The 25,264-nt window shown below is 48.6% G+C and carries 22 protein-coding genes; all 22 read right to left on the bottom strand.

Going from position 1 to position 25,264, the window contains the following annotated elements; genetic code table 11:
- Positions 1-2 precede the first annotated feature (2 nt).
- Positions 3-872, bottom strand: coding sequence for an AraC family transcriptional regulator (locus tag AC58QT_RS30375; protein WP_497412258.1), 870 nt, complete (start codon positions 870-872; stop codon positions 3-5).
- 26 nt (positions 873-898) lie between these two features.
- The gene (locus AC58QT_RS30370; protein ID WP_497412257.1) at positions 899-2,254 is read right to left on the bottom strand and encodes a sulfatase family protein; all 1,356 of its coding nucleotides are present in this window, start codon (positions 2,252-2,254) and stop codon (positions 899-901) included.
- A gap of 16 nt (positions 2,255-2,270) precedes the next feature.
- Positions 2,271-3,626 carry a sulfatase family protein gene (locus AC58QT_RS30365; RefSeq protein WP_497412256.1) on the bottom strand — a complete coding sequence of 452 codons (1,356 nt, stop codon included), beginning with the start codon at positions 3,624-3,626 and terminating at the stop codon, positions 2,271-2,273.
- Between the two features lie 49 nt (positions 3,627-3,675).
- Positions 3,676-5,187, bottom strand: coding sequence for a sulfatase family protein (locus tag AC58QT_RS30360; protein ID WP_497412255.1), 1,512 nt, complete (start codon positions 5,185-5,187; stop codon positions 3,676-3,678).
- Positions 5,188-5,211: 24 nt separating this feature from the next.
- Positions 5,212-6,729 carry an ABC transporter substrate-binding protein gene (locus AC58QT_RS30355; RefSeq protein ID WP_497412254.1) on the bottom strand — a complete coding sequence of 506 codons (1,518 nt, stop codon included), beginning with the start codon at positions 6,727-6,729 and terminating at the stop codon, positions 5,212-5,214.
- Positions 6,730-6,774: 45 nt separating this feature from the next.
- A complete protein-coding gene (locus AC58QT_RS30350) occupies positions 6,775-7,611 on the bottom strand; it encodes a carbohydrate ABC transporter permease (protein ID WP_497412253.1) in 837 nt (278 codons plus the stop codon).
- A 12-nt stretch (positions 7,612-7,623) separates the two neighbouring features.
- On the bottom strand, positions 7,624-8,586 hold the full coding sequence (locus AC58QT_RS30345) for a carbohydrate ABC transporter permease (protein ID WP_497412252.1): 963 nt from the start codon (positions 8,584-8,586) through the stop codon (positions 7,624-7,626).
- A gap of 35 nt (positions 8,587-8,621) precedes the next feature.
- Complete coding sequence (locus AC58QT_RS30340) at positions 8,622-9,602, bottom strand: formylglycine-generating enzyme family protein (RefSeq protein ID WP_497412251.1); 981 nt, start codon at positions 9,600-9,602, stop codon at positions 8,622-8,624.
- A gap of 282 nt (positions 9,603-9,884) precedes the next feature.
- A complete protein-coding gene (locus AC58QT_RS30335) occupies positions 9,885-10,748 on the bottom strand; it encodes a fumarylacetoacetate hydrolase family protein (protein WP_497412250.1) in 864 nt (287 codons plus the stop codon).
- 25 nt (positions 10,749-10,773) lie between these two features.
- Positions 10,774-13,020 carry an RIFT barrel domain-containing protein gene (locus tag AC58QT_RS30330; RefSeq protein ID WP_497412249.1) on the bottom strand — a complete coding sequence of 749 codons (2,247 nt, stop codon included), beginning with the start codon at positions 13,018-13,020 and terminating at the stop codon, positions 10,774-10,776.
- A gap of 10 nt (positions 13,021-13,030) precedes the next feature.
- The gene (locus tag AC58QT_RS30325; RefSeq protein ID WP_497412248.1) at positions 13,031-14,464 is read right to left on the bottom strand and encodes a sulfatase family protein; all 1,434 of its coding nucleotides are present in this window, start codon (positions 14,462-14,464) and stop codon (positions 13,031-13,033) included.
- Entirely contained in the window at positions 14,464-15,618 is a 1,155-nt protein-coding gene (locus tag AC58QT_RS30320) for an oligogalacturonate lyase family protein (RefSeq protein WP_497412247.1), read from the bottom strand. Before AC58QT_RS30320 ends, AC58QT_RS30325 begins: the two co-directional genes overlap by 1 nt.
- A gap of 21 nt (positions 15,619-15,639) precedes the next feature.
- Positions 15,640-16,524: an aldose epimerase family protein gene (locus tag AC58QT_RS30315; protein ID WP_497412246.1), complete on the bottom strand. Its 885-nt coding sequence runs from the start codon at positions 16,522-16,524 to the stop codon at positions 15,640-15,642.
- 29 nt (positions 16,525-16,553) lie between these two features.
- Positions 16,554-16,811, bottom strand: coding sequence for a YciI family protein (locus AC58QT_RS30310; RefSeq protein WP_497412245.1), 258 nt, complete (start codon positions 16,809-16,811; stop codon positions 16,554-16,556).
- Complete coding sequence (locus tag AC58QT_RS30305) at positions 16,808-17,575, bottom strand: SDR family NAD(P)-dependent oxidoreductase (protein ID WP_497412244.1); 768 nt, start codon at positions 17,573-17,575, stop codon at positions 16,808-16,810. The genes AC58QT_RS30310 and AC58QT_RS30305 overlap by 4 nt, the downstream gene beginning before the upstream one ends.
- A 17-nt stretch (positions 17,576-17,592) precedes the next feature.
- Positions 17,593-18,606 (bottom strand): zinc-dependent alcohol dehydrogenase, encoded by a 1,014-nt coding sequence (locus AC58QT_RS30300; protein ID WP_497412243.1) that lies wholly within the window; start codon positions 18,604-18,606, stop codon positions 17,593-17,595.
- Positions 18,603-19,580: a C-terminal binding protein gene (locus AC58QT_RS30295; RefSeq protein ID WP_497412242.1), complete on the bottom strand. Its 978-nt coding sequence runs from the start codon at positions 19,578-19,580 to the stop codon at positions 18,603-18,605. Before AC58QT_RS30295 ends, AC58QT_RS30300 begins: the two co-directional genes overlap by 4 nt.
- Entirely contained in the window at positions 19,577-20,362 is a 786-nt protein-coding gene (locus AC58QT_RS30290; RefSeq protein WP_497412241.1) for a creatininase family protein, read from the bottom strand. The genes AC58QT_RS30295 and AC58QT_RS30290 overlap by 4 nt, the downstream gene beginning before the upstream one ends.
- 400 nt (positions 20,363-20,762) lie before the next feature.
- On the bottom strand, positions 20,763-22,070 hold the full coding sequence (locus tag AC58QT_RS30285; protein WP_497412240.1) for an aspartate aminotransferase family protein: 1,308 nt from the start codon (positions 22,068-22,070) through the stop codon (positions 20,763-20,765).
- Positions 22,067-23,545, bottom strand: a complete 1,479-nt coding sequence (locus AC58QT_RS30280; RefSeq protein ID WP_497412239.1) for a M81 family metallopeptidase — start codon at positions 23,543-23,545, stop codon at positions 22,067-22,069. The genes AC58QT_RS30285 and AC58QT_RS30280 overlap by 4 nt, the downstream gene beginning before the upstream one ends.
- Before the next feature lie 45 nt (positions 23,546-23,590).
- On the bottom strand, positions 23,591-24,439 hold the full coding sequence (locus tag AC58QT_RS30275) for an SMP-30/gluconolactonase/LRE family protein (protein WP_497412238.1): 849 nt from the start codon (positions 24,437-24,439) through the stop codon (positions 23,591-23,593).
- A 27-nt stretch (positions 24,440-24,466) separates the two neighbouring features.
- Positions 24,467-25,234 carry an IclR family transcriptional regulator gene (locus tag AC58QT_RS30270; protein WP_497412237.1) on the bottom strand — a complete coding sequence of 256 codons (768 nt, stop codon included), beginning with the start codon at positions 25,232-25,234 and terminating at the stop codon, positions 24,467-24,469.
- Positions 25,235-25,264: the final 30 nt, after the last annotated feature.

Raw genomic sequence — 25,264 nt, 5'->3', positions numbered from 1 at the left:
GTTTATTTATGGATCCCTGTCCGTGCACCTGATTGGTATTGTGTCGGAGACATTCCATAGTATCTGCTGAACGCCCGCGAGAACGAGTACACATCTGGATAACCGATCGATAGTGCGATATCCGTAACATTGAACTCACCGTCTTTCAACAGTTCTATGCTTTTCTCCATACGCAATTTAATCAAATATTGCATCGGACTAAAGCCGAGAACGCGGATACACTCTTGATAGAGATGGGAGCGATGGACACCAGCAATTGTGGCAACATTCGTTACGCCGATGCCTTCCATGTAATGCGTATCCATGTATTGTTTACATCGCTCCAGCCAATCGATATTCACCTGACTCTTCGCCTGCTCATCCGTCTTGGCAATGAGTGACTCGAGCAGCTGATATAATTTCAGCTGCAGCATCACTTCGTCATACTCGGTGCGGTCTCGAAGCATGCTATGAATTCGGTTCATCGTCTGCGCATGCTCCGGCATCCACCGATGCTTAACATAGGGCTCCTCTTTACGGAAGCCAATTCGATCTAGAAAAGGGCCGGCTTGATTGCCTTGGAAAGCCAGCCAATACATCTTCAACTGCTGCTCGTCTTCGGCTTCCGCCAGCTGATAGCTGTATCGCAGTCCAGGATACAGACAGAATAGATCGCCTTTGCGCAGTTGAACCGTTCCGTTACCATGGATGAGCGTAACACTTCCACTTATCACAGCATGCACAGAATAACATTCGATCACTTTAGGCCCTACCAGGTAGTTCGGCTTTGCCCTGTTCTGCCCGGCTCGAATGATCCATAAGCCTCCGTTCTTTTCGAATTCGGAAGGCGTGTGGTACAGATATTCGGCAAATTCATGGCCATATTCTTTCATCCGCTCCGCTCCTTCGCAAGGAACTATTATCGTACTATAAAGCGCTCAAGCAGCTCCATCTGCCTATCTTGGAACTGATGCGCTTTCTCATTCTCCGTTTCCGGCGAACATATTCGCCGCAGCTCCGCATCAAGCTCTGAAGCTTTCTCTGGATACTGCTCATATACGTCATCAAGCTCATCGGGATCTGTATCGAGGCGAAACAGCTGATGTGGAGCTTCCATGTAGGAAATAAGCTTCCAGCTGCCTTTGCGTATCATATACGCGCCCGAACGGGTACCATGACCGTGATATTCCGAAAACACGACACGTTGGGTGTCATCTTGATCGATGTGCTGAAGTGGGCTTCCTGCCCATTCAGCTGGCCTTTTTGCACCAGCAGCGTGAAACAACGAAGCTTGCACATCGTGCAAATCGACGGGAGTCGTTACCCGAACGCCCTGCGCGAACCCCGGGCCTGCTCCAATACACGGAATACGCACGGAGTCTTCATACAAGGAACATTTCCACCACATGCCAAATTTACCTAGCATTTCACCATGATCCGAGGTGTAAATCAACTGGGTGGTTTCTGCTATCCCCTGAGCATCTACCGTATCCAGCAGTCTTCCTAGCTGATCGTCAATAAACGCAACGTTGCCCGCATAACCGCGTCGAAGTCCGCGTATTTGCTCCTCCGTAAACAAGTCTGCTTCAAAATGCTCGCGCAAATCTTTGGCATACGGATGAATGGCACTCGCCTCATTAACACCGTATCGGGGCAGATCAGCTGCTTCCGGATACAAGTCCCAATAAGCTTGCGTATTCCATTGCGGGAAATGTGGATTAATTAAATTAATCGTCAGATTCCATGGCGCTGTAAGGGTAGGAGCGACATTCGTCAACCAAGCCAATGCGGCGTCCATAATCTTGAGATCCGAGTCAAAAGCGTCCTCTTTCACACCGTACCCGTTTGCCCTTTGGGCTGCTCCCTCACGGATAGCGAGTGGCCTGCGATGGAAATTAAGGTCTCCTGGCAGTTTCCGCTCCTTCGTATGATGCAGCTCTGAAAATCCTAACCGCTCTATATCGTCGAATACATCCGATTTGCCGAAGTAGACCGTATGAACGCCCTGTTCACTTAGTACTTTGCCATAGGAATCAGCATCCGTTGGCAATGCCAGATTACAATTGCTGTAGTTTTGGAGCTCATGTACTCTCTTGCCCGTGAAGAAGGCGCTGCGGCTTGGACTGCAAAGAGGGGATGGGCAATAGGCATTTTCATACACCGTACCTCTGCTTGCCAACCGCTCCATATTTGGCGTACGCAGAAATGGATGTCCATATACGGACGAGTACAACGGGTTATGCTCATCTGATAGGATAATGATGGAATTACTCATACGCAATCTCCTCTCTTTAAACACGTGATTCGTGGTCAGATACACGTCGCTGCCCGCTCTTTTTACTATCCGCTGCTATAATCTCAGCTTTCGGTTCACCCGCCGCTTCCATTCTCCGAAGCAGTCGCTCTCTCAGAATAGCGGTGACATCTCCATGTGATGCGAACCCTATTAAGTTCGTTAGTTCATAGGGATCTGCCTGAAGATCGTATAAAAATTCTTCAACGTAGGAATCCGCAGTCGGTACATCGCCAATCGGTTCTCTAGCCGATACGGAATATTTCCATCGCGAAGTCCGGATTGCTCTGCCAATCTGCGCCTCGCTAATTTGCACATAAACATCATCAGGCCAACTAGCAGTTTCTCTACGTACGAGCGGGAGAAATGATTGTCCTTGCATCGCTTCAGGTACCTCAATACCTGCCGCATCCAACAGCGTAGGCGGCAGATCAATCAAACTGACTAGCTCACGGATTTGCCCTCCGCTATCGAAGCCGGGGCCGATAACCGCCGACGGTACACGGATAGAGCTTTCATGGCACGAGCGTTTGTACTCGCTGTTGCGTGTTTTGAAATGGCAGGCGTGGTCGGACGTGAACAAGATAATGGTATTATCAGCGAGGCTTAAGCTTTTGACAGCGTCAAACAAGCGGCCAAGTGCTTCGTCTATCCGTTTCACCATGCCATAATAACCGCCCAAATGCTGCGCGCTTGTACCGCCTAGCGCAGCCAAATCAGGAGGGGTCCATCTGCCGGTGTAAGCTTCTTGATAAATGTCCGGCGATGGATAGTCATCCCGATGATTTTGATGATGCGGCTCCAAGAAGGAAAGGAATAGGAAGAAAGGATTCTCTTTCTCCTGATCTATGTAGCGAATTGCTGCATCTGTCAACGCATCAACTCTATAACCGGGCAGCTTCACTCGCTCATTATCATTATTAAAGACAACAGCATCATAAGAGTCGGATGTCATTTCCAAGGCATTCGCCGCAAGCCAATACTCGTAACCGCCACGTCCCTTCTCCGTAACGGGATTCTCGCTGGCGAGATGCCACTTTCCGATATAACCGGTTTTATATCCGGCGTCTCGGAAATAATGCGCTAGAGTCTGCGTCCCTTCCGGCAGCGGAATAGAGTTACGATGACAGCCCGTCGTCGTCGGATACAAGCCCGTCTGAAACACCGATCGTGCCGGACCGCAGACGGGTTGACATGTAAACGAATTATATAAATGAGTGCCCCGTGCCGCCATTCGGTCGAAATTAGGCGTAAGTCCAAGCGGGTTCCCATGCACCCCAGTCGTATCCCAGCGCTGTTGATCCGTAAAGAATACGATCACATTCGGTTGTGAAGCTTTTTGTGTGTTTGCCATATCCATTCATCTCCTTCTTTTTCACTTCAAAATAGCAAGTCTTCTCTCGCTAAGCATTGGCGATGCGGGGCATCCAAATCGGTTCTTTTCCCAGCTCCGCCCAGGCATATCGCAGCAGCAGGTTGAATTTCAAAGCCTCATACTCCGGCTCATCCCATAGGTTTCGCACTTCCCCTGGATCCTCCTGAAGATCGAAGAGCTCGCCATATGTTTGATTGTAGTAAACCGTGAGCTTGTAACGCTCATTCACATAGGTTTTCAAATGAATAGTCGTTGGTTCATGGTGATTCTCACAAAGGATATGATCACGGGCAGCCTCTTGATTGCCGTTCCAAACCTCCCGTTGGTTGACTCCCGTCATGGAGGAAGGGATTGGCAAGCCCGCGTAACTTAGCAGAGTCGGTGCATAGTCAACGAGTGATTGCATTGAAGCTGACACACGTCCTGCCGGAATTTGACCAGGGTAACGGGCAATCATCGGTACACGAATCAGATCCTCATAATGAAATGGACCTTTGGCAATGAGACCATGATGCCCGAACAGATGACCGTGATCTGATGTGAAGACAACCAGCGTATCCTCTGTGAGCCCAAGTTCATCCAGCTTATCGAGAATACGTCCAATATAGGCATCCATTAAACTCGTCATTCCGTAGTACACGGCAATGTCCTTGCGAAGCTGTTCCTCATTATGCAAGTGGGAACGTAAGCCATGCATGCCGAAACCGGACTCTCGATATGAGGAAAAATCAGGCTTCTCCTCTTGCGCCAGACGAAAATGCGGCGGATTGGCAGCATGCTCTCCTTGCTGCAACTTCGGAAGTGTCAATTGATTCGGATCGTACATCGTGTCCCATGGCTCTGGCACAAGGTAAGGTGGATGCGGATCGAAGAAGCTCGCCCACAAGAAAAAGGGCTGATCGGATTGCTGATACTGCTCAAGCAGCGTATTTGTACGTTCAGCGATCCAGGCGTCATAATGATATTCTTCCGGGATCGCCCACTTGTGAACTTGCTTCCGATCCATTGTGCCTGTCGGCGATAGGAAATAGTTACGCCATTCTGTGCAGCCTTTCTCCTCTAGCCATAGTGCGTAATGCTGTCCGGCATGAGCCTCATTTGTATGGTTGCGGGCAAGCTCTACATGCCTGAAGCCGTAATACGACTCGTCGAACTGTCTCCAGAACGCCAAATCCTGAAGCAGCGGATACGACTCCAGAGACGGATATTCCTCCGTCGAAACCAGTGGTTGGAAATGCGCTTTGCCAATCAGCGCAGTTTCGTAGCCCGCCTTCTGGAAATCTTCACCGACCGTATGCACCTTCTCCGAAAGCTTCGTCCCTAGTGTCCATGCACCATGTTGACTCGGGTATTGTCCCGTTATTAAGGAGCTGCGAGTCGGCGTACACGTTGGATTAGGGCAGTAGGCTCTAGTAAACGTTGTTCCTTCCCTGACTAGACGGTCCAGATTCGGCGTCTTAATCTCAGGTTGAAAGGCGCCGATCGTATTCCAATGCTGTTGGTCGCTTGTAATAAGCAAAATGTTAGGCTTGCGGCTCACAGAAACAGCTCCACTCCGACACTATTATTTTTTCACTAATTGCTTATAATCATCCGATGTATAGTCTTTATCCGCTTGCCAATTAGGGAAGGTGAAATCATCTCTGCTCACTTGTACTCCAGATGACTTCACTTTATTCACAGCCTCGTCCAAGCCTTTGTTTAATTTCTCATCATAGGCTTTAAGCAAAGGTGCCGCATCTTTTTCAGCCCCCGTCAACACCGATTGCAAAATGTCACTGAATGATGGCTTGATTTTCGGCTGCGAAAGGGTTCCGAGACCCACGATGACCTTGGCGGTTTGCGGGTTTTGAATCGCGTAATCTGGGCGAAGCTTCAACTCTTCTTTGTGCAGTTTCAAGAACGAATCGAATTCAGGATATGGATACAGCGCCTTATTCTCATTAATACTATTAATTGGCGTCAACGCGACGCCGCTGTTCAGGTACTTTTCATAAAATAGCTGTGAGGAAAAAGCTTTCTCGATAAACTCCGCTGCGGCTTTCGCATTTTTGGACTTGGCTGAAATAAGATAGCCGGATGGAGCTGCTTGCACATAGTAATACGTTGGCTTACTTCCGGAAAGCGTCGGCACGGCTGCGAGTCCCAGCTTAACATCTGGCGTATCTCGCTTCGCAATCCACATCCGGGCGCGACCATCAATTAGAAAAGCTGCCTTGCCTTGACCGAATAGCACGCTGGCTTCCGTGCTTTTCAATGTAAAAGAGGAGGGTAAAATACTACCATCTGCTTTGAGCTTTAGTAAGAAATCAAAAGCATCCAGCGTTGCTTTGGAGCTGTATTCATATTTCCCGGTCTTATAGTTAAATCCATCAGCTGCCTGAGGATCAGTGCCTGCGCTTAGCGCACTTACGAATTTACTGATGCCTGAAGCATCGCCGGTCTCTCCACCGCCGAATACGATGCCGAATACATCGCCTTTGCCCTTGGCCGTAATCGTGTTTGACATACTGCGCAGCTCATCCCAAGTTGTTGGCGGCTTCTCTGGGTCAAGCCCAGCTTTTTGCAGCACATCCTTGTTATAGTACAGGATCGAACTCAACTGCGGCCCTGTGAGTGGCCATGCGTATGTTTTGCCATCAATGACATTCACACCTTCGGCAAAGGATCCCGCGATAAACTGCTTCTTCCACTCCTCCGAGAGAAGACCGTCATACGGAAGCGCCCACCCATTAGCAACGATGGAACGTATATCTGTATTTTGCGGAGTTTGAAAAATATCCGGAAGCTCGTTGGATGTAGCCGCCGCCTGAACAGCTGAATTGTATTCAGCCCAAGGCATGTAACGGGCCTCAACCCGAATGCGGCCTTTGTTTTTTTCATTAAACTCCTTCACCATACGCTGGCCTGGACTTTCGTCCCCCTTCAAGAAATCGCTCCCGCCCCATACCGTGACAACCGATTCCTGCCCAACTTCTTTCGTTTGTTCTGGCTTCTCAGCGTTATTACTTGTGCAACCTGAGAGCACCACAACACTCCCTAGCGCCAAAGCGCCCAATCCATTGATCCATTTCTTTTTCATAGCCATCCTCCTCATAAAATAAAAAATTGTTTTCTTACGCTTTTCTTATCCCTTGATTGCGCCTGAGACCCCTTCGATAAAATAACGTTGCAGTAAAATAAATACAGCAAGGATAGGGAGCAAAGATATGCTAGCTGCTGCCGCCATTCCCGTCCAGTCCATCGTATTTTCGCCTACGAACTGAAACATCCCCACGCCGAGCGTCCGTAAATTGGGCTTGCTCAATGTAAAAATAAGCGGCATGAGAAACGCGTTCCACGTCCACATAAACTGCATGATCGCGGTCGTTGCAATGATCGGCTTTGCCATCGGCAGCATAATACTTGCAAATGTCCTTAAAAAACCACTCCCATCAATCTCCGCCGATTCCTCCATTTCCTTCGGAAGACCGCGGAAATAGGCAACGAATAGTAAAATGAACAAGATATGTCCGCTGCCTGCCTCAGCCAAAATAACGCCCCATAGGGAATTGTTAAGTCCCAGCGAGTTAATAAGCGAATACACCGGGATAATCGTATATCCCTTGGGCATGAACATCGTCGCAGTAACCGCTGTTACAAAAAATAGCCGTCCACGGAAACGATAACGCCCAATTGCGTAACCCGTTAGGGAGCACACGGCAAGCACGATCAACACCACCGACACCGTAACAATCAGTGTGTTCCAGAAATACACGGAGAAATGCGCGGTCTCCCATGCCCGTTTGTAATTGGCAAATTGAAACTTTTGCGGCAATAGTGTAATGCCTGAGGTGATATATTCGTTATTTGTCTTAAAAGAAGCGGCAATCATCCAAATGAACGGATATATCCAGACGATGCCGATCCCGATCAATAAAGTGTGCAAAGCAAATAACGGCACGCGTAGAAGCTTCCTTTTCAAGCTGAGTCCCTCCTATAACCGCCCGGACGCTTTACGTCCGCCAGTCCATTTGACAAACAACCCTAGAATAATTGAAATGAGCATGACCACAATGCCATATAAAACGCCCGCTGCGGAAGCGAAGCCTACCCGGGCTTCCCCGCTGCCTGAGAATGCATAGCGGTAGATGTATACATCCACCATGTCCGTTTTGAAGGCTGGTCCGCCGTTGGTCATCGTCTTAACCAGATCAAATACATGGAGCGCATTAACAGCTGACATCAGCACAATCACACTCCCAACCGGCAGCAGCAGGGGTATCGTCAAAAATCGGAACAATTGCCAAGCGGAAGCTCCATCGATACGTGCTGCTTCGAACAACTCTTTTGGCAGAGCTTGAATACCCGCTAACCAATACACAAGCTTCATCCCAAAGGTTTTCCAAATGCCGACTACGATGACAATCGCGAGTGCCGTATCAATCGAACCGAGCCAATCCACAGGCCGTTCAATCCATCCGAGACGCAGCAGTATCTCGTTCACCAGACCTTTGTAAGCACCGAATGCGAACCGCATCACTAAACCAACAACAGCCGTGGTCGTAACAACCGGTAAGAAGTACACCGTGCGGTAAAATACCTTCCCTTTGAGCCAACTTGCATTCAATAAAAGCGCCATGAGCAGCGCAAGCGGTACTTGAATAGCTACCAAACAGACCATAAACACAATACTGTTGCGAAAAGCGTTCCAGAAGATTGGATCAAGCAGCGTCTCCTTGAAATTATCAAATCCGGCGAAATCTCGCAGAGGGCCGTAGCCATTCCAATGGAAAAAGGCATATACATAGCTCATTGCGATCGGGTACACCGTAAATAGCAGGAACAGAAGCAACTGTGGCGCGATAAAAGCCCAGCACCACATCTCTTTGCGCAAACGGTAGTGAAACCATGTCGGCTTCTCTCTTCCCTCTGTTTTATTGCCAGTAACTACTTGCATGGTGTTACCACCTCCTTTCGTTGGATCTCATTATGTTAAGCATCTGCCGCACAGCGAAACCCTATATTCCCTGTCGAACTGTCCGGTGTATTCGAGCTGCGTGCAGCAACTCTGTAGCGGTTGCAGTAAGACTTATGGCACAAGTACGAACCGCCACGCATGGATCGGCTCACGCCGGAAGATGGCCCACGCGGATTTCTCTTGTTCTTGTCCGGCGCTGCTGTAAACCAATCGGAGCACCATTCCCATACGTTGCCAACCATGTTGTACAAGCCGTACCCATTCGGTGGAAACGAGCGTGCAGGTGCCGTACCGGCGTAGCCATCTGAGGCATGGTTTTTGTCAGGAAATTTCCCCTGCCACACATTGCATAGATGCTCGTTACCAGGCTTCAGCAGATCGCCCCAAGGGTAGCGCTTCTGGATCAAGCCTCCACGAGCTGCAAACTCCCATTCGGCTTCCGTCGGAAGCCGTTTGCCGGCCCATTTGGCATACTGCGTTGCATCATGCCATGAAACATGAACGACGGGATGATCCAGCCGTTCCTCGATCGAAGAGCCACTGCCTTCCGGCCGAAACCAGCAGGCTCCGTTCACAGCAAGCCACCACGGTACGTTCGGCACTGGTCTTGCGTCCACGTCCCGCACCTTATCCGGGACGAACAAATGAAAGACGAACGACCAACCAAACCTTTCCGCTTCCGTCACATAGCCGGTTTGTCGAATGAACTTCGCAAACTGCTCATTCGTAACCGTGCAGGCATCGAGATAGAACGGTGAAAGCTCGATCGTGCGAATCGGCCCTTCTCCATCATTTGGGAAGCCTTCGGCGTCATCGGTGCCCATCAAAAATTCGCCGCCAGGCAAGTAAATTAACCCTTCTTCTTGAAACGGTTTCTTCTGGGTACTTTGTACGAATGATTCCAGATGTATAAAATTAGTCGTGTTTTGCGCCTCGACGGTCTGCTGCTCCGTTCGCTTGATGGAGCAGCAGGCTCCTTGACTAGTTGTACGCATATGACACCCTCCTCCCAATGGCAAAATAAAAAGAGACGTACGGCATGAACACTTACATTCATGCGATACGTCTCCGTTAGTACGGTCGACTGCGTCGGCTTCAATTATTATAATCCAATAAGATTACTCGGTTATCACTTTGTCTAGAATTTTAGCTCCGAACACTTATATTGTCAACCGTTTTTTGGCAAATTGTCATTACTAGGTTTCTTTTCATTATTGTTTATCCCAAATGAAACAGCCTCAGTCCAATGACATTCAGGACCAAGGCCGCTCTGATGTTTAGCGTTCAGCTACAAACGTATTTCGCAGTGTACCAATCCCCTCAATCGTCGCTTCAACAACATCACCAGGCTTCAACCACACCTGAGGCTTCCTCCCCATTCCGACACCAGGAGGTGTACCCGTGCTAATGATATCCCCGGGTTGCAGCGTAATGGTATTGGAAAGAAACGAAACCAGATGCGGAATATCAAAAATTAATTCTTTCGTGTTCGAATTCTGCATCACTTGCCCGTTCAACGTCAGTGAGATATTTAGTTGTCCTGGGTTTGCTATTTCCTCTGCCGTCACAATCCACGGACCTGTCGGTGCGAATCCATCGATGGCTTTCCCGCGCGTCCATTGCGGCTCGTTCAACTGAATATCACGAGCACTGACATCATTCAACACCGTATAACCAAATACGTAATCCATTGCGTCTTCTTTTGTGACCCTTTTGGCTGTTCTGCCAATGACGACGGCCAGCTCGACTTCGTAATCACATTGCGAGACTTCCCTTGGAATCGTCACGAAATCCTCATGTCCGATCAAACAGTTGTTGTATTTTGGAAAAAGTACGGGAACTTTGGGTACTTGCATATTGGACTCGATGACATGGTCGTGATAGTTAAGTCCGATACAAATAATTTTCTCTGGATCTGTTAAAGGGGAAGCTAATTTTACATCCTCCAGTGGATAAAGAGCGCCGCCTTCGGCACATGCTGTTAGATAATCTGCGGCACGCTTACCAGACTCGGCAAGCCCACGGATTACATCACGCGCCGTGCAGACTGCGCTTAACACTTGAACGGTACTCTCTTCTTTTACAATACCGACTTGCAACTTATTAGGATCCTGTTTGGTGTAAAATTGCACTAATTTCATCCTATTTATCTCCTCTGCCTGTTTTTTAAACTTGGATGCCAACCTTTAAAATCGTTTGATAATAATAGAAGATCGGATAGTAGTATTGCGCAAACTTTTTTGGGCTATCTCCCCAGAAAATGAGGGCATCACCAGCATCACCAGAGATCTCTCTGCCTTCTCCCTCGCCCCCACGGATGTCGATGCCTTCGCGGAACGTAGCCCTACCCGCTTCCAAAAACTTCACTTCGCCAGTAAATTCATAAGCATAGGACAACGCCTCTAGACAAATTGGATTACTGTGGAGTTTCTGTGTACTAGGTAACTCTTTATAATAAAATAAGCCCGTTTCTTTCACATAACAATGCTCCAAATAATCGTCCATCACATCCACAATCATTTGCTTAATTTGTTCCTGAGGGCGAATGCGATAGTAACGCATCAAACTGTTAACCGCCACGCATATCATGAAGCCTGAGCGATACACGGTGTGATCCGTAGCAGGGGACAAGAAGGTGCCAAATTTATGTTTCCACGCTGCAAAATGATCAACAATGCGCTCTGCGGCTTCCAGCCATTTCTCCTCATAGGTCTCATTATATAAAGCTGTCAGACTGCGAAGCGCCCAACCGCTTTCTCTAGCGGCAATGCCTCCCTCACCTTGATAGCGGGGCGTATTTAATATCCTTCTGATGTTGTCACCAATACCAATGGCGGCCGTAAGCGCGGATTGTTCGCCAGTCATGTGATAATAGTCAAGTAAGCCTTCGACCCACTCATGACATATTTTCACGAGTCCTGTTACATGCTTGCCTGAATGCATGATTTGACCATGTAGACGTAACGGATCCTCACTAAAATGGCAAATATCCACATCCATCCAGTGCTCAGCGCCTCTTAGCATGTAATCGTAGAATCTTCGCTTTCCGGTTCTTGCGAACAAATGCATCATCGCATGCGGGAGGTCATACTCGTTGTTCACCCACACCCAATCACCATTGCCCCTGCCTTGGAACGTATAGTTCTTGTCAGGCGCATCGCCCCAATGCAGCATACCAAAGGTTTTTGCTCGACCGTCCGCCATGCGATAAAATCCACGCTCGACCCAGTCGATGAATTGATCGCCCGGGATAGCCTCAATAATCCCCGCCCTTTCATAGGCTCCGCGCTCAAGTACAGGATGATCTGGCATCTGCATTTGCAGACTGCGCACGTTCACTTCCTCCAACGTCTCCTCCGCTCCATGCACGTGCAGGAAGAAGCGATGAGTTTTGGCCATTCCCTGCATCATGGTGATGGGGTGTCCTGCTGGAATGATACCCACGTTGATCTCTTCGGATGTAACCTCCAACGATTTAGGCAAGTTTTGTGGTGCCTGGAACAACGTAACGCTAATTCCACCACGATGCTGTTCACTCAGATCTGCCCAGAATGTCCCGCAAAATGTTTCTGGTATGTCTTCGATAAATTCTTTTTTCAAGGATTCAGCCGTAAAAGCATACGATAAATGATCTCCCTTTACTCCGCTTTTGGACAATCTTTTATCCGTTCCAAAGCGGGAGATGCCGAGTCGAAGCTGTTCGGATTGCAGAACGTCCTGCACAGATTGAATACGCAGTTCGGCAGCATGAATCACCTGCTCTTGGGCTAATTCCTTGTTGATAATCTGATAATCGATCATCAACCACGGTTTTCCGGCAAACGCATAGACCCGGACCACAAAATCAAACCAGCGATTCTCGTCAGCAGTACTGAGATGCTTCCCTTTCGCTTCAACGGAACAACGAACAGGACCTGATTCGAGCACGCGCCAGCCTTCCGCGGAGATTTCGCATACGAACTCCTGATTCGATGCATCTCGAAGCGTCGGCCCTACTACGCTATGAGTAGGTAAACCATCTTTGCGTTTCAACGATTGGAATAGGCCTGTTTGGCCAGGAGCCGACAACTCGGCGACCAACTCACCGGTGGTGATCACCACCGATCCATTGCTTTGCTGAATCCCTACTGGATCCGATGGCAAAACCGTTTCACGATCCGTTGCGATCATAAATGTTTTGCCAAGATTCGCTGGAAGATCCGCTAGAAAGTGCAGCAGCAGCCACTTCACGGAGCCATCAGGCCACATTGCTGTTACTCGGGACTGCGTCGGTACCACTTTGTTGCCGTCTAGAACAGAAACCCTGGAGCTATCGGACACCATTCCTTCCACAAATGGAACAGCAATCGTGCTAGGTTCTTCTTCGCGTGGAAACTTGGACAACTTTTCAAAATGTAAGGAAATGTTCATCATGTTCTCCTCTCTAAGACGGGATACTCATTCTCATTTGCTTATACTCGTCATCGATTCGTTTCCGTTCTGGATGAGTTTCTACGGTCGTTCGTTGTTTAAGCAAGCTCTGGCATTCCAACATATGCTCAATTAATCGGCTTTTCAAATCGCTCTTAATGCCAAACAAAGTCTCATCCTTCGATCTATTCGTAATCTCTTGTGGGTCCTCCTGAACATCGAACAGTTCTTCCCCACCCGAAATATAATGCACATATTTATAGCGACCGTCATACACCATGGAACGTTCCAGGAATTCACTAAAAACGTAGTTATTAATGGGCTTCTCAGGGTTCTCGATTAACGCCATCAAGCTTTTCCCTTGAACCGTTTTCGGTTTAGGAGCCTCACACATATCTAAGAACATCGGCATCAGATTAACCGTGCTAACGAGGGAATCGCATGTGCTGCCTTTCGCCACTCCTGGTCCATACACAAGAAGTGGAACTTTGACCATTGATTCGTAAAAGAAATATTTATAGGATAAACCATGGTCACCTAGCGCATCGCCATGATCACTTGTAAACACGATATACGTATCTTCCAGCACACCTTTTTCCCTTAATACATCCAGCATTTTGCCAATGCCTTCATCGATCAGGGAGATTGTCGCATAATAATGCTTCCGCCATCTTCTAATTTGCTCAGGTTTCGCCTTTGTAGGATCAATTCTGAAAACCGAATTATTCTCTGTATCCCTGCAAAACGCCAACTGCTCTTCCAACATATAGTTCGCTTCTACCGAACCTTGAATCGGCTCAGGAATGTCGCAATGTTCATACATATCCTTCATTTCTGCAGGCGGATCGTAAGGATCGTGCGGGCTCGGAAAACTTACCCAGACGGCAAAAGGCTCATCGCCATTCGTTCCCAACCATTGTGCCGCGCTTTCTGCAACAAAGACATCGGGGTGGAACTTCTTTTCATGAATAAAATACGGCGCTCCGAGGGATTCCTGATATTCCGGAAACTCAACTGGACTCGAACGGTCCAATCCGTTGTGTTTTAGAAAGGTATAGTGGTCATCCGGCAAATAAAAATGCCGCTTATCCTCACAAATAATTCGCTCTTTAAAACCGCCTAGTTGATCCCATGGGGTAAAATGCATTTTGCCAATTGCAGCCGTTTGGTAGCCTTCTCTGCCAACAATCTCCGGCCATACCGGCGTTCCCTCAGGAAGATTCGTATCGTTGGATAACGTCCCGATGACTGAAGGATACTGCCCACACATCATGGCTGATCGGCTGGGTCCGCATACGGGAGCTGTTACGTAGCAATTGTTAAATACCATGCCCTGATTAGCAATCCAATCCAGATTCGGCGTTTGCATAAAATCTAACCCATAACAGGGCAGTGAATCCTGTCTTTGTTGATCCGTTGTAATAAACAATAGATTCTTCTTTTTCATTACCCATTCACCTCCGTCAAGTAGAGCTGTATCGTCCCGCTTCGGTCGGAGGCGAATAAAATGTGGTCAGCCTTCCAGCTGAACGTCGGATGACAATGCGACATCTGGGAGCCCCATGAGGTGTGGTGCGTACATAGTGTTTTCAACTCCGTCTGACCATCTTTCAATGTGATAAGGACGATATCATCGACTTCATCCCCAACTAAGAGGCTGTTATCGTTATTGGCATGATAATGGTTGCAATAATGTGGCATCGGGATCGTGTTAAGGACCTTACCGTTCTCATCAGCTAAGCCGATATAAGGCGTTTGCCCACTTTCCTCCGTAACAATCGTAGCCTGCGTTCGCTTGGAAGTAATCGTGCCGTCATGCCCTTTTCTGCGATTATCGAAGAAGATTAAGCCGTCTCGCGTCCAAAACTCATGCCCAACGCAATCATCCTCTTCCTGCCTAAAACAGGGAGTTACTTTGCCGGAGGGAATGTCCAGCAGCCAGATACGTTGGTGAACCTGATTCCAAGGCCCCTCATGACAGAACATGGCCTGATCGCTGTTATGCGGCGAAAATTGAAAATGCCCCAGCCAGTGGGTATCTTCAAAGGCATTATAGACCTTGGAACCATCCAGATGAGCAATCGTGACAAAGCCCCGTTTGATCGCGTACATCGTCTCCTTGAAGCCGGCGTAATTGTTGCCATATGTAATGGAAACATCCTCGTTGCGGCAAAAACCTACTAGCTTTTTATCGGGACTTATAAAAGGGGACCATAACGTCATGCCCTCGGTTTCCTCGTACACAACGGTGATCTCCCCCGTTCGGGTATTGACCTTTTTGATCTTGTTGCCTGTAATGTAGACTAACAACTCGCTGTCCGGTGTCTTCGTGCTGAAGCCGGTGTAGCCGACGCCTTCGGGCTCGTCTGTTATCTGAGTAATATGTCCTGAAGCCAGATGCATTTTGAAAAAATTGTACAGCCCCGATTCACTACCTCGATCGGAAAGAAAGTAAATTTCCTTATCGCCTAACGTAAAGGAATTATCCGTAAAATAGAGATGAACATTGTTGGAGGCGCCGTCGGTCAGCTGCCACACTTGTTTTCCCGTTTTTTCATCGATGTACGACTTCTTTTCCGATGGATATACTTTACCTATCAATGCGTCCACTCTCCTATGGATCTAGCTGATTTCCAAAGTTAACGCCCACTCATTGACGCCGCTGCCTGGCACGACCGAGCAGCTGTTCAAACCATGAGCAATGCTCACATTATCCAAATACCCTGTCGCTGGCTCCAACGCAAGGTGATAATGATCATTCCATCCGCCGCCGTTCACCCAGAAGGCCAAATAAGGAATCGTTTTGACATCAAAAATGAGTGTAAATCGCTCTCCTGTCGCTTCCTCAACTACGGAGCACCAGCCCTCTTGAAGGGGGGACTTTACATAAAACTTATCTGCCACACCAGAATGACGCGCGGGCATCTTATCTATTTCTACTTTAGCCCCGTCCTCGCCAATAAAAGCTGGCCATTCCTTCACCGTTCCCCATTGTCCTAAACGCTGATCTAACGAAACGGTCGTTATGATTTGGCTTATAGATGTAGGCAAACAGATGCGCATCGATTCCGTAGCAGCGATAATCGGATGCGGAGCCCATAAATAAGGCATGTCATGCTCGCTCAAATTCGTTAAACGATAAGAGAAAAGGACCTGACTACCATTCAAAACCATCTTTTTCTCCAATCGGTAAGGCAGGCTGCGTCCTTGAACAACAGCATGCATCTCAAGGTCGGAGACTTTATTGCACACCCACGGCAATGCCCATACTTCTCCGTGATCGGGAATTTGGATATGTTTCCATGGATCAACCGGATAGGAACAGCTATCTATGCTGGGAAATAACTCATCCCATCCGCATCGATCCCATTCCTCCCACAAGCTGCCATAGCGAGGCTCACGAAACTCTCCCCTTCCCTCAGGTTGATCCATCCACTGTTTTCCGGTCTTTTTATTGACGAGCGAACAGATTTTAGTACCGAGTGCAGGAATGATGTCAATTAACAAGTGCTCATTCTCCAAGCGGATGTGTTCCATCATACGATGAGCAGTTCATGGAACTCGCAGGAACGCGCCCCATGGATAACGAACGGGTCTTGCGCAGCCAGCTTTTCAGCTTCTTCCAACGAGTTCGCATTGTAAATCACCATGCCACCTGCTCCGTCTACAAAACGAGCTTTGAGATAAATCGAACCCTTCTTTTCCAGATCCTCCAAATAAGCCAAGTGAGCTGGTCGATGCATTCGATTCTTTTCCTCATCCAGCATCGGTAAAATCGCGATGTATTGTTTCATAGCTCAGCCAACATCCCTCCGTCAATGACTACACCCGTGCCAATCATAAAACGCGCCTCGTCGCTAGCCATGAAGCAGATCAGGTTGGCAACTTCCTCTAGCTTACCAATGCGTCCCAGCGGCTGGGCGTCTTTCCATTCCTCATTGAGATCAGCACCATGCAATCCGCCTAATTCGGCGTATCGATTCAACATGCCCGTATCGGTTGCACCGGGTAGAACCGCGTTGACGCGAATCCCTTGTTTGGCGTAATCGATCGCCATGCTTCGGGTCAACGCCATGAGCCCGCCCTTGGAAGCCGCATAGGCTGCGTAGTTGTTAATGGTTGCCTGCGCGTGAACCGAAGCGACGTTAATAATGACGCCTCCACCACTGTTTATCATATGCGGAATGCCGTATTTCCCTAGTAAGAAAGCGGATGTTAAGTTCACATTGAGCGTCGCATGCCACTCCTCTTCGGACAAATCGACAACTCCAAGCAACGATTCAACTGCAGCACTATGGACGATGCCATCCAGCCTGCCAAAGGTTTCAACCGCAGTCTGGATCACCCTCTGTATATCGTTAGACTGTCCCACATCGGTTTTGACAAAAATGGCTTTTCCCGCCGAGTCTTTCATCTGCTCTAGCGTCTCCATCGCGTTCGCTTCCGAACGGTTGGCGATCACAACGTTGGCTCCCTCTTGAGCCAAGCGTATGGAAGTAGCTCGACCAATACCTGTACCGCCGCCGGTAACAACGAAAACCTTTTTCTCAAATCGCATGGTGTCGCCCTCCCTACTTAAGGATGTAAAGTAATTTTGCTGAATTCGGTTTTACCTTCCACCAAAGCTCGGAAACTGTCGGGTCCATCTGACAAGCTGCGTTTCGCCAGCCAACCATCCGCTCTGATTTTCCCGCTGACCAGCATTTGTACGGCATGTTTAAAATCCGCATCCGTATAGGAATAAGAACCGCGTATATTCACCTCTTGACGGACAAGATGGTTCAATTTCATAGGTGATTCATCGCTACCTAAGCCCACCAGCACGATGTTCCCGCCAGGATTAATCAGCTGCAGCGCTTGCTGTCTCACGGCGGTTGCACCGACGCAATCGATGATCGTATCGATCCCCCGCTGCGCGAAGAGCTCCGCTGCTTTGACTTCCACTTGCTCAGGCGTCGCCACCTCAGCACCCAGAAGCTTGACATGATGCAGCCGTACTTCCTGCCGATCCACGACCAGCACTTGATTGGCGCCCATGTTTAATGCTGCCTGCAACGTCAGCAAGCCGATCGTACCGGCTCCATAAATGATTAGATCATCCAAATACGGAAGTCCTAGCTTGATCGCATGAATGCATACGGCTAGCGGCTCCGCCAATGAGGCGACAGCGGCATCCATTTCTTGGGGCACCTTGTACAGGCTGCTGACAGGTACGGTCACATACCCCGCAAAAGCGCCTGGTCGATGAATACCGATCAATTCCCGGTGACGGCACAGATTGCGCTTGCCGATGATGCAGCGGTCGCAAGAGCCGCAAGAGATTAGGGGATTGGCTACGACCTTATCACCTATGGAAAAACCTGCAAGTGCACCTGATTGATAATCGATACCAACGATCGTCCCACAAAACTCATGCCCCATAATTAACGGTGGAATTCGAACGCTGCTGTGGCCCAGATAGCCTTCCAACTCGCTGCCGCAAATCCCAGCGGCTTCGACCTTAATGACGGCCTCTCCAGGGCCCGCATGCGGATCTTCTTTGTCCTCTAGACTTAATTGCCTCGGCCCGTGATATACCAGCGTCTTCATGCTGAGTATACCTCTACGCCATTCACGATATGCTTCGGACGCTCACCGTTCAATATACGCTGCACTTCCAAAGCCGCATGACGCTGCAGTCGGTTCAAGGAGCTTTCCGAATACCAAGCGCAATGGCTTGTAATTAAGCACTGCTCTATTTGGAGCAGAGGACTGTCCAGCGCAACAGGCTGCTGCTCCAGCACATCTAGTGCTGCACCGGCAATTTGGTTATTTAATAAAGCTTCTATTAAGCTTTCAGTGTGAATGACCGCTCCTCTGGACGTATTGATGAGGTAAGCCGTTGATTTCATTCGCTCAAAAGCATCGCGTTTGAAAATATGTTTCGTATCCGCTGTTAATGGAAGATGAACGGAGATCATATCGCTTTGTTCCAGCAATTGATGCCAATCTACCTTCTGCGTGTTATTTTGTTCAAATACCGCCTGCTGCACATAAGGATCGTAACCAATGGTGTTGATGCCGAAGCTTTGCGCTCGCTTGGCCACATCTTTGCCGATATTGCCGAAGCCAGCGATCCCTAATGTTTTCCCGTTAAGTCCCATAAGCGGGCGGCATGGCGTTATTTGCCATACGCCTCGGCGTACTTGGGCAACCACTTGCGGAATTTTGCGGACACTCGCAAGGAGCAAGGACATCGCATGATCGGCGACTTCGCCCGTTCCATAGTCCGGAACGTTGACGACAGGAATATTTCTCGCTTTGGCCGCTTCAATATCCACGTTATCTACGCCGACGCCATATCTGACGATGATTTTGCAGCGCTCCAAGCTGTCGATGACGGCCTTCGTAATCGGTGCTCTCTCCGAGATAATGGCATCCGCATGTCTAGCTAATTGCAGCACTTCTTCTTGCGTTTTGCATTGGCCCGAAAGGAGCTTCACGCCCATTGGCAGCAAAACTTCCTCTTCTTGCTTTAAATCCGGAAACCCGTAATCCGTCACTACTACCGTGTATGTTGTCATTCCTTACGCTCCTTTTCCATTGTCGCATAGCATTCCACGAACCACTGAGCCACACCATCTACGATGGCAGCTAAATACGCCTGTCCTTGCTCGGCAGAAGAGGCCTCGCTGCTGTCAGTAAACCCATCCGCACCAGTTAATTTACCATGACAGCCGATAAACGTGCCTACCCGGCTGCCAAATATCCAATCCAGCTCGGTATGCTCCTCCGGAATGAGGTCCTTACGAACGAGACGCTCGTCAAGCGCAAGCATCAGCGAAGTCTCAAATCGGCCGGCATGCCCGGCCACCATCCCACGATTTTCTTCGCGAGCAGACGTCATTGCCTCCCCTGCTGCGTTCCAGTAGGAAGCGGAAGCGACCCACACCGGATGCTGGACAGCTAAGTCCTGTGCTGCTTGGTTCATCATATTGGCATTACCGCCATGCGCATTAATAAAAATAATTTTGCGGAAACCGTCTTTGATCAAGCTTTCTCCGATTTCCTTGAGCATCCGTAAGTACGTTTCCGAGGAAAACGAAAGGGTACCGCCAAAGGCCAGATGATGGCTTGAGCAGCCGATCGACAATTGCGGCGTGAGGAGCAGCTTCGCTTTGCCTTCTGCGGTCGCTTTACGAACAGCCTCTGTGCTTATATGCTCACAAATCAGGCTATCGGTATAGACACTAAGGTGTTTGCCGTGCTGCTCCGTGGCTGCCAGCGGCACAACTGCGGCATAACCGGCGCTTGCGCATTCTGTTATTTCTTCCCTCGTCAAATGGTGAAATAAGAATGTATCCATGGCGTGAACCTCCAACTGTGATATATAAACGAAGTAAAATTAGTTCTAAATATTGAGATTGTCGATAATGTAACGATTATGATTACCTACCGAGCATCTGATGACTGCCACGCAGCTCTTGAGCACAATTTTTGTGCGCTAGCGAGCATCTGACGGCTGCTACGCGGCTCTTGAGCACAATTTTTGTGCGCTAGCGAGCAATTGCCGGCTGCTACGCGGCTCTTGCGCACAATTTTTGTGCGCTAGCGAGCAATTGCCGGCTGCCATGCGGCACTTGAGCACAATTTTTGTGCGCTAGCGAGCAATTGCCGGCTGCCATGTGGCTCTTGAGCACAATTTTTGTGCGCTAGTGAGCAGCTGCTATAGTATTATAATCGTATCACTTGTAATATTTGTAAAATCACAATTGTGCTAACACGCGATCCATTGCACGCAAAGTTGCTTCGATTTCAGCCGATTGGTGTGCGATAGAAATGTACCATAACCCATTCGGACGAAGTAAGACGCCTTCTTCCAGCATTAATTCTGCAAAGCGGGTATATTGGGCAGCATCGCGCTTATTAAACGTCTCGAAATCGTTAACCTCTATCGCATCAATAAACATCATGTGCATCACAGGTCCTATTTGGTTCACTACACCAGAAATACTGTGTTTACTCAGTAATGCGCGTATACCGTCAGCAAGTTCTGTAAAGAGTGTTTCCATATGCTTGTAAGCCGCACCGTTATCTTGGGCGAGGTGGCTTATCGTTGCAATTGCTGCAGCGGTAGAGACACAGTTTCCATTTAACGTCCCCAGATGGCTTACTTTCCCTTCATCCACAAGCTTCATAATCTCAGCTTTACCGGCCACAGCACTGATTGCGATGCCTCCGCCCATTGCCTTGCCAATCACAACCAGGTCAGGGCGAATGTCGAATCTGCCATGAGCTCCTCCCAAGCTAAGCCGGAACCCCGTAATCACCTCATCCATAATCATGACGATGTTGAGCTCTTGCGTCAGCTTACGCATTAACGCTAGATAGCCTGCTTTCGGTTGAATGCAACCGGAATTACACATGACTGGCTCCGTTATGACAGCGGCGATTTCATGTCCTCTGGTGCGCAGCGTAGATTCTAATGCTTCAGGATCATTCCAAGGAAGTAAGATGATATCATCCAGGCTATTTTCGCTTTGTCCAAATGTACCAGGGGGAATAGCTGCTGCCTTGTCGTCGGAAGCTTTTTGACTCATGTCCGAGCTGGGAAACGATGTGAAGATCGAATCTGACCAGCCATGGTAATGTCCATGGAAGCGTACAACCTTTGTTTTGTTTGTGTACGCGCGTGACAATCGAAGCGCCAGCATAACCGCTTCTGTGCCGGAGCCGCTTAGCGATACTTTCTCTGCGCAAGGAAGAACCTCGGTTAACAGATCAGCCAATCTAATTTCGCCATCATGCTGAAGTCCATACGTAGCTCCATTCAGCAAAGCTTGATGAATGCTTTCATTTAAACCGTCGTGCGCATGACCTAGAATCAATGGGCCGTAGGCAAGCAAGTAGTCGATGTAGGTATTGCCATCCACATCCGTGATGCGCGCAGCTTTCGCTGACTTTGCATACAAGGGAGTTGGTTTCATTGACGCACGTAAGGAGCTGGCTACCCCGCCTGCAAGATGCTGTTTGGCTGCTTGATGCTTGGCAATGGATTTTTCATAAGTTCTCATTTGGATTCCTCCATGTACGAAATAGGATCAAGCGGATAAATGGGACGAGTTAATTGCTCATATTGAAAGTGGTAGAGGTTTTCTCCACAACAGCCTGGCGTATCGACCTGTATAATTCTTTTGCATAGGGTACCAAAAGCTGTCTTCCACGCAATGGCGGATTTCACGACGATCACATGGAAGTCTTCAGCGCGTAAGCCTACAGAGGTGACATGCCCAAGATCCCAAGGTGCTGTGCGCTTTTCCGTTACAATTACGGTGAGATTTCCCGCTTCGATGACAGCTGTTTTTCCCATATCTGCCCATTGTCCTGTCATATAAGGACCAATATGGGTGTATTTACCATCAAATAGCTCTCGAATGACACCTGTTATTGGAACCGGTTCTCCGTTCATTTTACCGCTCTTACCGCCAATTTTTGCATCACAAACAGCACCAACACCTAGACGGTGGGCAAAATGGGCAGCTTCTATATCACGAATCACCATGAGACATTTTTTGGGTGCGTTAATGAGATGCTTCAGAACATGGGTTGCATCCGCTGGGGCGCCTCCGCCAACATTATCCGCACCTTCTACGAGGATGACAGGTCCTTGCTCCTCAGCAAACGCCATAGCTACAGCTTCGGCGGCGGGGTATCCATTGCTGTTTAACCTATCTCGGAGTTCCCATGCCATTCGGCTAAGTTCTTGGGCATAGTGATCGGCAAGCGGTTGATCGTTATTCGTCGTCACGACAAATGAAACACCAGCATCAGGAACATCGCTATAGGGAAAGCCTCCTGCTACAGTAACATTGACTACCTTCGGGTCACTTTCTATTGCAAATGCGCAATCCATTAATTCCTGCATCGGACCAGCTACATCCGTTAACATCACTTGCGGTACTAGGAGAAGTCGCGGTTGAACGAAGGCACTCACAGGCTTGATCACTCCGCGGATTGTCTGTGCTAACAACTGAACCGCCTCTACGCCTCTCTCATAGGCATCGATATGCGGATACGTGTCATATCCAACAATGATGTCGACCTGTTCCACCATGTGCTTACTGATATTGGCGTGCAGATCTAAGGTGACTGCAATGGGTTTGGAAGGACCCGCCTTCTCTCGAATACGCCGGACGAGCTCACCCTCAATGTCTGGGAAGCCTTCTGCTACCATCGCACCATGCAGAATGGCAATAATGCCATCAGCTGATAAATCAATGGAGGAAACCACGGAATCAAATAGTGCCTCCACTGTTCTACGACTGACCATTCCGCTTGGAGGCGCCGCGGTATACAAGCCGCATGTTATTGCTGCGAGCTCCACTCGCGCCCCATCGATAACGCCACCCATGGATGTTCGTGTATGCTCATATCTTTGATGAAAAAGCTCATTGCCTTGAATCCATTCTTGTTCAAAATCTTCCAATTCGGTCTTCCCTGGAGCAAACGTGTTCGTTTCATGAAAAATGCCTACAATCGCTAGCTTCATACATTTCCCCTCCGTCTCGAGCATGATGAATTCGGGGCAGTTAGCTCAAGTCTCTTGAAGTAACTGCCAGCACCTACCGGGAAGGTCCGCTTGGAATAGTTGAATATTGCCAGTATCCGCTACTGTCACGTAACAACTGCGTCCATCGGGTCCCCCGAACGTCAAGTTGGTACAGTCTTTGCCTAACAATGGAACTTCGACGAGGATCTCACCGCTTGGTGAAATTTTGGCAATCGTGCCTTTGCCATGGCGGGTTACATAGAGGTTTCCGGCGATGTCACACCGCATCCCATCCAAACCGAAATCAGGAAATTCAATAAGGAGTCGTTTATGGCTGATTTGGAAATCCGCTGAAAGGTCGTAAGCCCAAATTCGGCGTTGTCTAGTTTCGTTGACATACAACGTCTTCTCATCTGGACTGACTTCGATTCCGTTGGTAGTTCCCATATTGGCTTCCAGTAAGACTGCCTTGCCATTTCCACTTGGATCCATACGCCAGATTTGCCCTGTGGAGTCCTTCCAATTCGGATCGCTTGCAAAAATAACGCCACTGGAAGTTATCGCTAAATCATTGGGCTGATTCATCGTCGGTTCATGCACATAGACCGAGATTAGGCGAGTCGCGATATCGACCTTGAGAATGTTATGGCCGGTATGATCGGCAATGAATAAATCGCCATGCTGGTTCGTACGCATCCCGCAGCCCGTGCTTCCTTCTGCCAATTCAAGAAAGATGGCGCACTCACCTGCGGGTGTTACCTTACCAATCGTATGTCTACGGGCAAAATTCACCGCATACAAATTGCCTTCCCGATCGCAAGCAGGTCCTTCAATGCTCTTCGTGAAACCAAAGGGTTCAGTAAAAGACCTACTAATAAAATTCGAATCACTCATTCAGCGAAGCTTCCCTTCCATCCGAATTTACCGATATACTTTGCGACCAAGTTCTTCACAAGCCCGCTTGATCCATACATGAACTTTATCCCAGATCTCATCCGTAATGCGCACCTCAGGAACAGATATACTTATGGAAGCTACCGTTTGGTTAGCAGCGTCAAGGACAGCCCCTGCAACGCAATGTACGCCTAGAACCGTTTCACCCAAGTTGTAACCAACACCTGACGTCCTTACTTTTTCTAATTCCAGTTTCAGCTCTTTTAAAGAGGAAATCGTTTTACTTGTCACTTGTTCCAGCTTTTCTTCTGGATAAAGCGTGTGCAATTCCACTTCCGAGTAGTCAGCGAGCAAAATTTTACCAGAAGCTGTTGCATGTAAGGGAAATACATCACTCTGATTAGGCGTAAAGCGCAATGCCTGGCTGCTTATTTTCTCTCCTAGATACAACAGCTGGTTGCCGCTTCTCACGGATAAACTAACCGTTTCATTCAAATCCTCCGTGATCTTATCGGCAATCTGATAGAACTCGCCAGTCAAACTTGTATTCTGGATATAGCGATTACGAATGGTAAACAATTTATAGCCAATCCGGAATTGCTTGCCTGACTTGTCGACTTCTAGATACCCGCGGTTCAACATGTTTTGTAAAATGAGATAGGTGCTGCTTGGAGGCATCTCTAATTTCTTAGAAATTTCCGATAAATTATAGGAATCGGTCCCTCCCGTAAATAACTCGAATATGTCCAACACTCGGTCTGCTGATTTGACTTTATGCGCTTGATTTTTTTCCAAGTCATGAATCCCCCTTTGAAATCGTTTCAT

Source organism: Paenibacillus sp. J31R109 (genome assembly GCF_059692055.1).
This window is presented reverse-complemented; position numbering and strand designations above follow the sequence as displayed.